Genomic DNA, 13,207 nt, shown 5'->3' with positions numbered 1-13,207 from the left:
ATGAAAATAAACAATAAAGGGGTAGTATCTATGAAATTTGCCATTTCATCAAAGGGTGATCCAATTTCAAACTCAATTATGCAAAAAATGAAAACCTATTTACTTGATTTTCAGCTGGAATATGATGAAGAATGTCCGGATATCGTGATTTCAGTTGGAGGGGATGGAACGCTATTATATGCATTTCATCGCTACAAAAGTAGACTGGACAAAACCGCCTTTATTGGAGTACATACCGGTCACTTAGGATTTTATGCTGATTGGGTACCTGAGGAAATTGAAAAGCTTGTGATTGCCATAGCAAAAACACCTTACCAGGTTGTTGAATATCCAATCTTAGAGGTTATTGTCCGTCATAATGATGGTGGCAGGGAGGCAAGGTATTTGGCCCTCAATGAATGTACGGTGAAAAGTATTGAAGGAACATTGGTTATGAACGTTGAAATTAAAGGCCAAATGTTTGAAACCTTTAGAGGTGACGGATTATGTATATCAACACCGTCAGGAAGTACCGCTTATAATAAAGCGCTTGGTGGAGCAATTTTACATCCTTCTTTACGGGCGATTCAATTGGCGGAAATGGCATCTATAAATAACAGAGTCTTTCGAACAATTGGATCACCATTAATTTTACCTGAGCACCATACATGTATGCTGAAGCCGGTAAATGATGTTGATTTTCAGGTTACGATTGACCATCTCACCTTGCTGCATAAAGATGTAAAGTCCATTCAATGTAGAGTGGCTCATGAAAATGTCCGATTTGCACGATTTAAGCCATTTCCATTTTGGAATCGTGTACGAGATTCATTTGTGGGAAATACAGAAAGATAATGGACAGAGCGTTTCATCTGAAGTGGACCATTCGCAAGGAAGAAGATGGTATGCTCATCTTTGACTTTGTGAAAGCAAAGCAAATCTCTAAGCGTGCTTTAACAGATATAAAATTTAATGGCGGCGACATATTAGTTAACTCTAACCATGTGACTGTTAGGTATAAGGTAAAAGAAGGAGATGTCCTAACAATCATTTTTCCCGAGGAAGAACGAGGCCCAGGCTTACAGGCAGACAAAGTACCATTTAACATTGTTTATGAAGATCAACATTGTTTAGTGATTAATAAACCGCCATATGTCCCGTCTATCCCGTCCCGGGAGCATACAATAGGAACATTGGCGAACGGATTGATTGATTATTATGAAAAACATCATATACCTTCGACCGTTCACATTGTGAATCGATTAGATAAAGATACATCAGGACTTATGCTTGTTGCGAAACACCGATTTGCTCACTCTTTATTTTCTACTCAACAAAAAACCAAGCAAATCCATCGAACGTACAAAGCGGTCGTGCATGGTGTATTGACTCTGGATAAGGGAACGATAACAGCTCCGATTGGCCGAAAAAAAGATAGTATTATCGAGAGAGAAGTTTGTGAAGATGGACAGGTGGCAGTTACTCATTATGAGGTCATTCAACGACTGGAGGATAAAACGCTTGTAGAGCTGGTCCTTGAAACAGGCAGAACTCATCAAATCCGAGTGCACATGTCTTCACTCGGGCACCCCTTATGTGGAGATCAATTATACGGTGGAAATGAATACGAGATCAAAAGACAGGCCCTTCATAGTTCACAGCTGTCATTTTGGCATCCTTTGTTAGAAAAGCAATTAACATTTGAGGCGGAAATGCCTGAGGATATGAGAGAATTACTTAGTTAGCCCTACTATATCATTAGTAGGGCCTTTGATAGTGAATTGAACTTCCATTATTTTTCCCTGAATCTTGTTTCATCATATGGCAGGCTGGATGGGACGGAAATAAGTTCTTCTTCCGGGTAACGGAAGGCGGTGAGTTTATTACCAAAAACGGCTCCTGTATCGATATTAATTGTACGATTTACCCGTCTGGGTTCTTTAATTGGTGTATGGCCATATACAATCATTGGTTTCCCTTGGTAATGCTGAGCCCAATCGCGGCGTAAAGGCGTTCCATCCGGGTTTTTCTTACCGGTGATATCTCCATATAACACAAAGGTTTTGACAGCATTGGTGTTCTTTCCTATATAATCTTCACGAATGCCTGCGTGGGCAACAATCAATTTGCCATTATCGAGAATTTGATATAAATGAGAAGATTCATATAACCACATGAATTTTGCTTTCACATCAGCTTGCTCATCGGTTGCTAACTGTTCATATTCTGCAACAGTGGTTTCAAGTCCATGAGTGATTTGAACTTTATTACCTAAAAAGAATCGATAAAGCTTATTACAGTGATTACCAGGTGAGTAGTGGGCATGATTTTCTTTTACAAGCTTGTAAACCATATGAATAACCTTAATAGAATTTGGCCCACGATCTGTTAAATCTCCCACAAAAGAGAGCTTACGTCCTTCAGGATGAACAGGCATACCACATTCCCAATCATATCCCAATTTCTTCGTTAACTCTTCAAACTCTGCATAACATCCGTGTATATCACCGATTACATCGATTTTCATATGTAGACACCTCATATCTTTGTTTTGCTAGTAATAAAAAGGGTACTCTAGAAATAGAGTACCACTTGTCTTAATCAAACATGTATTTTCTTGTACGAGACCTGACATTTAAAACAATACCGATTGCGACCATATATGTTGCCAGTGAGCTACCGCCGTAGCTAACAAATGGTAATGGTAAGCCGGTAATCGGAAGAAGTCCGATTGTCATGCCGATGTTTTGGAATACTTGGAATGTAATCATACCGATAACACCGGTACATAAATAGCTGCCAAATGGATCATTACTTTCCAGAGAAATGTGAATCATTCTGTAGATAAGTAAAAAGAATAACGATACAACGATACTGCCGCCAATAAATCCAAATTGCTCAGAAATAATCGCAAAGATAAAGTCAGTATGGGCCTCAGGTAAATAAACTTCTAAATTATTATACCCTTTTCCATGTAGTTCTCCTGATCCGATAGCGAGGAGTGATTTTACAAGCTGGAAACCTTGTTCTCCTGAATATTCATAAGGATTTAACCAACCATAAAATCGGTCCAATTGATAAGATTGACCACCTAGAATGTATTTTAAAAGGATATCAGGGTATTTAAAAAATAGAATAAGAAATGTACCAACACCTACTACAAACGTAATAACAGCCGGCAGAATAATACGCCACTTAATGCCTGAGATAAGCAGTAAAGAAGCAATAATTACACAAAATACCATTGTCATCCCCATATCGGGTTGTCTAATTAACAATAGTATAGGAGGGCCGGCAACAGCAGCTACTTTTCCGATAAGAAGAAAGTCATCTGCTGTTGTATTTTGCGGATACTTCTCTCGGTGGTCAGCAACGACCTTACTCAAGACGATAATAATGATAATTTTCATTAACTCTGATGGCTGAAAATTACCAAATGGTCCAAGTTTATACCAGGCTGTTGCTCCTTTAATGGTTTGAACGATTCCTTCCGGTAATATTTCTAAACCAAGTAATAGTAAAAAGCCAAAACCATATAAATACCAAGCAAGCTGTCTAAACCGATCATAGTCAATGAGCATTGTTACTGCAATGGCAACTGCACCAATAATGTACCACTGAATTTGTTTCATCGAAAAATTGATGCTTTGCAGGGTTGCTGGTAATGTTGATTCAGCACTATTAATTGCGACTGAACTGACAATCGCTAATAAAAACAATATAAAAATTAACGTATAATCTATTTGTTGTTGAGGGGATTTATCATTTGTCATAGCCGATCCCTTTCTAAAATCTTTTAACTTGAAAAACAGTCCATCTTCATTGTATCATGTACAATCTTAAAGGATTGTGAACGATTTGCAAAGAATCCTTTTTAAAAAGATGTGGAATGTACAATTTATTTTGTTTTTTGTTATGTTGCAGGTCATTCAACTTTTCAGAAATGTTTCATTTGTGTAAATAGTCGTCAACTTATTGATTCATCATTTGTATATAGAATATTATAGTTATTATGGACAGAAGCACAATATGTAGAAGGATATAAGTTTTTGTCGAACGCATAAAATATTTTTCCATATAAATATAAACGATCCAATCGATCCAGAAGAGAGGAGGAACAACTTATGTCAGAAATAAAAGAACAGGCAGAACATGAAGTGGAAGCACTTCTAACAAGTTTGTCAGATAAAAATATGGATGAATTCCGGTCCATTTTTTTAGAGCAACATCCATATGACCAAGCAAATGTATTTATTAAACTTGATCTTGACCAACGAAATACAGTATATCAATATCTTTCTCCTGAAGAAATGGCTGCATTGTTTGAAAACATTGAGGATGAAGACGGTCAATATGAAACCTATTTATCTGAAATGGATCCCACATTTGCGGCACAGATGCTTGCCCAGATGTATGCGGATGATGCAGTCGACGTATTGAATGAATTAAATAAAGATCAGGTTGCAAGCTATTTAACGATTATGGATGATGATGCAGCTGAAGAAATTCGTGAGTTGCTTCATTATGAAGAATATACTGCAGGTAGTATTATGACGACTGAGTATATCTCCATTCATGCCCATCAAACCGTTCACTCTGCCATGCAAATATTGAAGCAGGAAGCACCGAATGCAGAAACCATTTATTATGTGTTTGTCATTGATGAAGATGAGAAGCTGGCAGGAGTTATTTCGTTAAGAGATCTAATTATAAGTGATTCAGATACAATGATTTCAGAGATTATGAGCGAGAGGGTATATTCTGTAAGTGTTGCTGAGGATCAAGAAGAAGTCGCAAGAAAAATGAAGGACTATAACTTTTTAGCTCTTCCAGTTGTTGATTTTCAAGGTCATTTATTAGGAATTATCACAGTTGATGATATCGTTGATGTTATTGATGAAGAGGCTAGTGATGACTATTCAAAATTAGCCGCTGTTTCCGATGTTGGATCAACAGATCGAAATCCGTTTTCAGCAGCTAAAAAGAGACTGCCATGGCTTATTATCTTATTATTCTTAGGAATGTTTACGGCAAGTTTAATCGGACGCTTTGAAGAAACTTTAGACAAAGTTGCCATTTTAGCTGTCTTTATTCCGTTAATTGCGGGAATGGCCGGTAACACTGGGACACAGGCATTAGCGGTCGCTGTTAGAAGAATTTCATTAGGAGATACAGAAAATCAAAGTTTAAGCAAAATGGTATTCAAGGAAGCTGGAACTGGACTCATTACAGGAACAATATGTGGAATTGTTGTTGCTCTCACTGTCTTTATTTGGAAGGGGACGCTTTTTCTGGGAATATTAGTAGGTGTGTCTATTTTGGCTACATTAACAGTTGCGACCATTTCAGGAGCATTCATTCCGCTAATCATGCACAAACTAAAGGTTGACCCTGCTGTTGCATCAGGACCTTTTATTACAACGATTAATGATATTATTAGCATTTTAATTTATTTTGGAATGGCAACATTGTTTATGCAATATTTGATTTAATAACAAGCAAGCATATTAATACAATTAAAAATTAAATTTGTATATGATAGGAACTAGAATTATCTAAAGAGAAAAATGATGAGGTTGAATGCAGTGACATACGATTATCTTCATTTCTGCATTCAACCATTTCAATTATGAAAAAAATAAAAAGGAGGGATAGGATGCACGGAGCTTCTGTAACTTCATTAGTTATTGTTATTCTCGCAGCCTTTTTAACCCCAATTTTACTCCACCGTTTAAAATTGAATTTTATGCCTGTTGTGGTAGCTGAGATTATCATCGGGTTATTTATTGGAAAAAGCGGCTTCAATATTGTTCACGAGGATATGTGGTTGGAGACATTGTCAATGCTTGGCTTTATCTTTCTTATGTTTCTTAGTGGACTTGAAATCGACTTTACAGCATTTGCGGGAGGGAAGAAGAAAGAAAAGCTTCCTTCAGGGAAAAATGCTCCAAATACATTCTTAGTTTCAACAGTTATTTTTGTGGGGATATTTGCCCTATCATTATTACTTTCTTACATATTTGTATGGATCGGTTTAATGGACAATGCCTTCCTCATGACATTGATCATTTCAACCATTTCGCTTGGTGTTGTTGTTCCTACTTTAAAGGATGCCGGCATTATGAAATCCAACATCGGTCAAATTATTTTGCTGGTCGCTGTTATTGCTGATTTAGTAACGATGATTTTACTTGCTGTTTTTGCCTCTATATATGGAGGAGGAGAAAGCAATACATGGCTGCTACTCATTCTGTTTGGAGCAGGTGTTGCGCTCTACTTCTTAGGAAAAACGTTTATGAATCGGTCGTTCATTGAAACAATGTCAAAGGGAACCATTCAAATTGGGACTCGTGCTGTTTTTACTTTAATCATTTTATTAGTGGCAATCTCAGAGACTATAGGGGCAGAAAATATCCTTGGAGCCTTTTTAGCGGGGGTATTAGTATCACTCCTATCTCCTAACAAAGAAATGGTTCAAAAACTTGATTCGTTTGGATATGGTTTCCTTATTCCGATTTTCTTTGTAATGGTTGGGGTTGATTTAGATATATGGGCATTATTCCAAGACCCTAAAATTTTCATTTTGATCCCATTATTGTTTATCGCTTTACTCATTTCTAAAATTGTACCCGTGTTGTATTTGAAGAAATGGTATGACATGAAAACCACTTTAGCTTCAGGGTTCTTGTTAACATCAACCTTATCATTAGTTATTGCAGCAGCGACAATCGGGGAAAGGATGGAAATCATTACTTCTCAAATGTCAGGAGCCTTGATTTTAGTTGCTGTTATTACGAGTATTGTGACACCAATATTCTTTAAAAAGCTGTTCCCTAAAACGGAAGCAGAGCCTACAAAAATTAAAGTGGCATTTATTGGTGCAAACCAAATGACATTACCTGTTACAAGGGAATTAAATCCAGATCTTTATGAAACAACGGTTTATCATATTCAACAAGACAAGATTGATAAGCAAATAGCTGAATCATTATTCGAAATTAAAGAAATAAGTGAGTTTCAGGTTGATGCTTTAAAAGAACAGAATGCATTTGATGTTGATATGATCGTTGTGGCAACTGGAGATGAACAAAAAAATGCTGCGATTGCCCTGTATGCAAAAGAAGAACAAGTTAATCGGGTAATTGCGAGTGTTGGTTCACCAGATTTAGCAAGTAAATTAAAAGATGAAGAAATCGACATCTTCTCAACACTACTATCTACGAATACAGTACTGCGTGCTTTAATTGAAGCACCAAGTGTCATGAGAATTTTAACAAACCAAGAAACAACTCTTTACCAAATCAATTTAAACAATCCAAAATACGATGATATTTTATTACGCAACTTTCCGTTTACAGGTGATATCATTTTCGTAAGAATTTTCAGAGGAAAAGATTCCATTGTACCTCACGGTGATACAGACCTTAAACTCGGTGACCGCCTCATCGTCACAGGCTCAAGAGAATATGTAAATGAACTTAAACAGGAGTTGGAGTTAGTCTGATATATGTAGGATAATGTATTTTGTATATTTTATAATGATTGCTTTTTCATAAAGATTAATCTTTGAATATTTATTATTAAGTCGATAGTGTCTGGAGCGCAATGGAACGATATACTTTCACATTAAAATAGAGTACAAAGTGTCTCAAACTCTATTTTAATTCAATTATTTCTTGAAAGTTCGCACACATTTGGTATGATAATAGTAAATAACAAATAAATATTGGCAATCAACCGCTAGGGGAGCCCTATACAATGGGCTGAGATTAAAGTGATTCTTTAAGACCCTTATAACCTGATCTGGTTCATACCAGCGTAGGGAAGTGGATTACAGCATGATATATAAATGTATGTAAAACCACTTTTCTATGGAAAAGTGGTTTTTTTATTTGCCATAAAAGAACTAGGTGATCGTATTGGAATTCCATGTCATAACAGATGGTAAGCAATCCATAGATGAACTGATATCTAGATTGTCAATCATTCACACTGAATTTGATTATATCCATATTCGAGAAAAAACAAAATCAGCTTCAGACATTATGGAGCTCTTATCTGTGTTAGTGGACAAAGGTGTACCAAAGGAAAAGCTTGTCATAAATGATCGAATGGATGTGGCTGTTTTACATAACATACCTAATCTCCATTTACCAAGCCATGGCTTTTCGATTCAAGAAGTAAGAAAATACAGGCCTTCATTTAGAATCGGCCGATCGATTCATTCTTTAGAGGAAGCGATTCAATGTGAGAATGAAGGCGCAGATTATTTATTATATGGACATATTTTTGAAACAACGTGTAAAGTTGATCTTTTGCCTCGGGGTGTCGAGCAGTTAAAGGACATTTGTAAAAACGTCACGATACCGGTTATCGCAATAGGAGGAATTACTCCTGAAACAATTGATCAACTAAACCAAACAAATGTACATGGTGTAGCTATTATGTCTTATGTCATGGAGAGCATAGACCCCAAGAGTGCATTGATGAAATTAAAAAAGGTAGTAGAGGAGAGATACAATGAGCAAGCACTATGATGTAGGAATTGTTGGTGGCGGAATCATTGGTCAATCGATTGCCTACCAATTGGCAAAAGAAGGTATCTCTGTCCTTGTGTTGGATCGTCATAAAGGGGGATCTGGTGCGACAAGTGCTGCAGCAGGAATGCTTGGAGCGAATTCTGAACTTGAACAGAATGATGCTTTTTTCCAGTTTGCGAAGGAAAGTCAACGACAATATCATCTATTACAAGACGAACTTTCTAATTTTTCTCAGATTCATATTCAACTAGTTGATAAAGGAATGTATAAAGTAGCTTTATCTCAAGAAGAAGCCATAGCTTTAAAAAATGCGGTACAACATCATGAAGCACTTGAATGGCACACAAGGGAAACAGTTTTAAATCACGAACCTTCTGTTTCAAGTGAAATTGAAGGAGCACTTCATATCCCCGAGGATGGTCATGTTTCACCAACACACGTTTGTGAGGCATTTACAAAATCAGCTAGTTTACTTGGTGCAACTTTTATCGAGAATGCTCCCGTTCAGTCCATAAAAAAAGCATCGGTCAATGACTATATACTCAGTACACCACAAGGAGATTTTACTTGTAATAAAGTAGTTATAGCGAATGGCGTTTGGAGCGGTTACTTCTTTAAACAGTTAGGGTTACCAAATAGGATGAAGCCTGTTAAAGGAGAATGCCTGGCAGTAAAAAGTAATACTTTGCATTTGGAAAAGACAATTTTTTATGATCATTGCTATATTGTTCCCAAAGGTGATGGAAGATTTGTCGTTGGTGCCACGATGGTAGAGGATGACTGGAGTACGACACCATCTTTAGGAGGAATTCATGCGTTAATTGAAAAGGTCTCCCCGCTTGTGCCTGGGTTATCTTCTGCACAACTTATAAGCACCTGGGCAGGGTTAAGGCCACAGTCAGAGGATGGAAAACCTTATATTGGGGTGCATCCTGAAGATGATAATATTCTATTTGCAACAGGACATTACCGAAACGGAATCCTGCTTGCTCCTAAAACAGGAACGATGATAAGGGATTTTATTTTAAAGAAAAAGATAGATGAAAACTATGTGAGAGCATTCTCTGTAACGAGAAATTTAGCACAGTCTAATGAGGTGATCGTATGAGCATAAAGCTTAATGGAGAGCTGGTTGACCTAAAGGAAGATGTTAAGACAGTTCAGCAGTTATTAGCTTTTTATCAGTTGGAAAACCGTCTGGTTATCGTAGAACATAATCGGGAAATTATTGTAAAGGATCAATATGATTCAACAACCATTCAACATGGAGATGAAATTGAATTAGTTCATTTTGTAGGAGGAGGATGATTGACATGTTAAAAATTGCTGATAAAGTATTTCAATCAAGATTATTATTGGGGACAGGAAAATACCCGTCATTCGAAATTCAAAAGGAAGCTGTTGCTCAGTCAGAAGCGGAGATTTTGACGTTTGCCGTTCGTCGAATGAATATTTTCGAAGAATCTCAGCCGAATTTCCTTGAACAGTTAGATGTATCAAAATATACACTGTTGCCAAATACCGCGGGCGCAAAAACGGCTGAAGAAGCAGTGAGAATTGCGAAGCTTGCAAAAGCATCAGGATTATGTGACATGATTAAAGTAGAGGTGATCGGCTGTGACCGTTCATTGCTTCCAGATCCTGTTGAGACATTAAAAGCGAGCGAAATGCTGTTAGAAGAAGGATTTATTGTTTTACCGTATACATCAGATGATGTGGTTCTGGCAAGAAGATTAGAAGAATTAGGTGTTCATGCAATTATGCCTGGTGCTTCACCGATTGGCTCAGGTCAAGGATTATTAAATCCTCTTAATCTATCATTTATTATTGAGCAATCAAAAGTGCCTGTTATCATTGATGCCGGAATCGGCTCTCCTGCAGATGCTGCATTGGCAATGGAGCTTGGTGCTGATGGAGTCCTTTTAAATACAGCTGTTTCTGCTGCAAAAGATCCTGTGAAAATGGCTGTAGCGATGAAGCTGGCTATTGAAGCTGGCAGATTAGGGTATGAAGCTGGTAGAATAGCTAAAAAAGACTATGCCATCGCAAGTAGTCCAACAGAAGGAATGATTACGACTTAATGGAACGCTATTCTAGACAAATACTATTCTCTCCAATCGGGGAAAAAGGTCAAGAGCAAATACGGAAGAAACATATCCTGGTAGTTGGTGCAGGTGCATTGGGTACCGCAAATGCCGAGATGATTGCCCGCGCCGGGATAGGAAAACTTACAATCGTCGACCGTGATTATGTAGAATGGAGCAATTTGCAGCGTCAACAGCTTTATATAGAAGAGGATGCACAGAATCGCATCCCTAAAGCTGTTGCGGCAAAGCTTCATCTGAAAAAAATAAATTCAGAAGTAGAAGTTCATTCATATGTTGAAGATGTAACATCAGCAAATATTGAAGAACTTGCAGAAGGTGTCGATCTAATCATTGATGCGACCGATAACTTTGAAACAAGATTACTGATAAATGATGTGGCATTAAAACATGAGATTCCATGGATTTATGGTGGATGTGTCGGAAGCTATGGATTAACTTTTACCATTATTCCACATGAAACACCATGCTTGCACTGCTTATTAAAACATATCCCGTTTGATGGAATGACATGTGATACGGTGGGGGTTATTTCACCAATCGTAAGTATGGTGGCTTCACATCAAACATCAGAAGCGCTAAAACTTCTTGTGGGAGATGAAGAAAATAGACGTGGTAAGCTTGTTTCCTTTGACTTATGGAAAAATCAATATTCATCAATCAACATGGACCGTCTAAAAAATAATGCTTGCCCGACATGTGGAACAAATCCAGTATATCCTTACTTAACAGCTGAAATGGAAACAAAGGCTGCCGTTCTATGTGGAAGAGATACTGTACAAATCAGACCAAGTGAGACAAAACAATTTTCATTTGCACAAGTGGCTGAACGTGTAAAGCCGCTTGCAGATGCATTTTTAGAAAATCCGTTTTTAATGTCATTTACATTTGGGGAGCATAGAATCGTTCTGTTTAAAGATGGGCGTGCCTTAATTCACGGAACAAAGGATATATCGGAAGCGAAGAAGATTTATCACCGCTACGTTGGGTAGTAGGGAGAGGGAGAAACATGAAAGTGTCTCGAGCGCTTACAATTGCCGGATCTGACTCTGGAGGAGGAGCTGGTATTCAAGCGGATCTAAAAACTTTTCAGGAACTTGGTGTGTTTGGTATGTCAGCCATTACTGCTGTAACGGCCCAAAATACATTAGGAGTACAAGGGGTATATCCGCTTAGTCTTGATGCGTTAAAGAATCAAATCGATTCGGTTGCTACTGATTTGAAGCCGGCTGCAATTAAAACAGGTATGCTTTTTAATGCTGAGATGATTCAGCTAGTTGCTGATCGCATCCAGTATTATGGATGGGAGAATATAGTAGTTGATCCGGTTATGATCGCCAAAGGCGGACAGTCGCTTTTGCAAAAAGAAGCAGTCAGTGCACTGCTGACAGCCTTAGTACCTCTGGCTAAAGTGATCACTCCAAATATCCCTGAAGCAGAGGTTTTAACAAGAATGGAAATTCAAACGCTTGAGGATAAAAAAGAAGCGGCTAAAAAGTTGTTCAATCTTGGTGCCAAGTTCGTCATGATTAAGGGAGGCCATGATATAACAGGAGAAGTTGTGATTGACCTTTTATATGATGGAAACAGCTTTGAATCATTTGAGGGTATACGAAGAGAAACAAAGCATACTCATGGAACTGGCTGTACATTTGCCGCAGCCATTACGGCTGAACTAAGCAAAGGAAAAAACGTGCATGAAGCCGTTGGTACAGCGAAGGAATTTATACAAGCAGCAATCGATGACCAATTAGGAATTGGTGGAGGACACGGCCCAACCAATCATTGGGCATACAGAAAAAAGAATCTTATATTTAGTTCATAATAAAAAGAACTGACTCTTGATTAGGCGGGGCAATCTATCGATTAGTTGCCGTGTATTTGTGGAGTCAGTTTTTTTGCGGGGAGAGACATAATCATGAATGTATCTGAAGCATTAAAACTATATCTTGTCATGGGATCAACAAATTGTCGTGTTTTTGATCCAGAAAAGACTTTGGCTGAAGCAATTGAAGGTGGAATTACGTTATTTCAATTTCGGGAAAAAGGGAATGAAGCTTTAAAAGAAAACGACTGTTTATATCTGGGGCAAAAATTGAGACAGCTTTGTAAGAAGAATAAGATTCCGTTTATTGTCAATGATGATATTGAGCTTGCTCTAGAACTTCATGCTGATGGTGTACATATTGGACAAGATGATGGTGACCCATATAGGACAAGAAAACAAATTGGCGAGAACATGTGGATGGGACTCTCTACACATTCAATCGCAGAAGCCCAACAGGCAGTAAAGGATGGAGCTGACTATATAGGGGTAGGACCGATGTTTCCTACTAAAACAAAAGAGGATGCACATCAGGTGGTGGGACCTGACCTAATTAAAACAATTAGAAGATCAGGTTTGGACCAATTTCCGATTGTTGGGATAGGTGGAATTACACTTGATCGGGCGAATCTTGTTTATGAGGCAGGAGCAAATGGGGTGGCTGTTATAAGTGCCATTAGTGGAGATGAATCACCGAAACAGGCTGCTGCAGAATTTCTTTCCATCAAAGCAACCAAAATATGAAATAGCACTTTTTC

The 13,207-nt window shown here is 37.8% G+C and carries 13 protein-coding genes and 1 riboswitch; of the genes, 11 read left to right on the top strand and 2 right to left on the bottom strand.

The window, feature by feature from the left end; genetic code table 11:
- The first annotated feature begins 30 nt into the window (after positions 1 to 30).
- Together BK577_RS23965 and BK577_RS23960 are read left to right on the top strand one after the other, a co-directional pair.
- Complete coding sequence (locus BK577_RS23965) at positions 31 to 834, top strand: NAD kinase (protein WP_078435185.1); 804 nt, start codon at positions 31 to 33, stop codon at positions 832 to 834.
- Complete coding sequence (locus tag BK577_RS23960; RefSeq protein WP_078435184.1) at positions 834 to 1,724, top strand: RluA family pseudouridine synthase; 891 nt, start codon at positions 834 to 836, stop codon at positions 1,722 to 1,724. Before BK577_RS23965 ends, BK577_RS23960 begins: the two co-directional genes overlap by 1 nt.
- 47 nt (positions 1,725 to 1,771) lie before the next feature.
- Here BK577_RS23960 and prpE read toward each other — a convergent pair whose 3' ends face one another.
- Both prpE and BK577_RS23950 read right to left on the bottom strand, forming a co-directional pair.
- Positions 1,772 to 2,506, bottom strand: a complete 735-nt coding sequence (gene prpE / locus BK577_RS23955; protein WP_078435183.1) for a bis(5'-nucleosyl)-tetraphosphatase PrpE — start codon at positions 2,504 to 2,506, stop codon at positions 1,772 to 1,774.
- Positions 2,507 to 2,576: 70 nt separating this feature from the next.
- The gene (locus BK577_RS23950) at positions 2,577 to 3,752 is read right to left on the bottom strand and encodes an FtsW/RodA/SpoVE family cell cycle protein (protein WP_078435182.1); all 1,176 of its coding nucleotides are present in this window, start codon (positions 3,750 to 3,752) and stop codon (positions 2,577 to 2,579) included.
- Positions 3,753 to 4,103: 351 nt separating this feature from the next.
- Here BK577_RS23950 and mgtE point away from each other — a divergent pair, with 351 nt between their 5' ends.
- The 9 genes from mgtE to thiE all read left to right on the top strand — a co-directional run bounded on the left by mgtE (position 4,104) and on the right by thiE (position 13,193).
- Positions 4,104 to 5,471: a magnesium transporter gene (gene mgtE / locus BK577_RS23945; protein WP_078435181.1), complete on the top strand. Its 1,368-nt coding sequence runs from the start codon at positions 4,104 to 4,106 to the stop codon at positions 5,469 to 5,471.
- A 164-nt stretch (positions 5,472 to 5,635) separates the two neighbouring features.
- Positions 5,636 to 7,483 carry a monovalent cation:proton antiporter family protein gene (locus BK577_RS23940; RefSeq protein WP_078435180.1) on the top strand — a complete coding sequence of 616 codons (1,848 nt, stop codon included), beginning with the start codon at positions 5,636 to 5,638 and terminating at the stop codon, positions 7,481 to 7,483.
- 228 nt (positions 7,484 to 7,711) lie between these two features.
- Positions 7,712 to 7,821, top strand: a riboswitch (TPP riboswitch).
- Between the two features lie 77 nt (positions 7,822 to 7,898).
- Positions 7,899 to 8,516: a thiazole tautomerase TenI gene (gene tenI, locus BK577_RS23935; protein WP_169908456.1), complete on the top strand. Its 618-nt coding sequence runs from the start codon at positions 7,899 to 7,901 to the stop codon at positions 8,514 to 8,516.
- Complete coding sequence (gene thiO / locus BK577_RS23930) at positions 8,500 to 9,627, top strand: glycine oxidase ThiO (protein ID WP_078435178.1); 1,128 nt, start codon at positions 8,500 to 8,502, stop codon at positions 9,625 to 9,627. The genes tenI and thiO overlap by 17 nt, the downstream gene beginning before the upstream one ends.
- The gene (gene thiS, locus BK577_RS23925; RefSeq protein WP_078435177.1) at positions 9,624 to 9,827 is read left to right on the top strand and encodes a sulfur carrier protein ThiS; all 204 of its coding nucleotides are present in this window, start codon (positions 9,624 to 9,626) and stop codon (positions 9,825 to 9,827) included. Before thiO ends, thiS begins: the two co-directional genes overlap by 4 nt.
- Positions 9,827 to 10,600 carry a thiazole synthase gene (locus BK577_RS23920; RefSeq protein ID WP_281252647.1) on the top strand — a complete coding sequence of 258 codons (774 nt, stop codon included), beginning with the start codon at positions 9,827 to 9,829 and terminating at the stop codon, positions 10,598 to 10,600. Before thiS ends, BK577_RS23920 begins: the two co-directional genes overlap by 1 nt.
- On the top strand, positions 10,600 to 11,616 hold the full coding sequence (locus BK577_RS23915) for a thiazole biosynthesis adenylyltransferase ThiF (RefSeq protein WP_078435176.1): 1,017 nt from the start codon (positions 10,600 to 10,602) through the stop codon (positions 11,614 to 11,616). The genes BK577_RS23920 and BK577_RS23915 overlap by 1 nt, the downstream gene beginning before the upstream one ends.
- A gap of 17 nt (positions 11,617 to 11,633) precedes the next feature.
- Positions 11,634 to 12,449 carry a bifunctional hydroxymethylpyrimidine kinase/phosphomethylpyrimidine kinase gene (thiD, locus tag BK577_RS23910; protein ID WP_078435175.1) on the top strand — a complete coding sequence of 272 codons (816 nt, stop codon included), beginning with the start codon at positions 11,634 to 11,636 and terminating at the stop codon, positions 12,447 to 12,449.
- A 93-nt stretch (positions 12,450 to 12,542) separates the two neighbouring features.
- Positions 12,543 to 13,193, top strand: a complete 651-nt coding sequence (gene thiE, locus BK577_RS23905) for a thiamine phosphate synthase (protein WP_078435174.1) — start codon at positions 12,543 to 12,545, stop codon at positions 13,191 to 13,193.
- The last annotated feature ends 14 nt before the right edge of the window (positions 13,194 to 13,207 follow it).

Origin of the sequence: Metabacillus halosaccharovorans, from assembly GCF_002019635.1 — a bacterium.
Lineage (GTDB): Bacteria > Bacillota > Bacilli > Bacillales > Bacillaceae > Metabacillus > Metabacillus halosaccharovorans.
The sequence above is the reverse complement of the archived record's forward strand: the minus strand, read 5'-3'. Positions and strand labels throughout refer to the sequence as shown.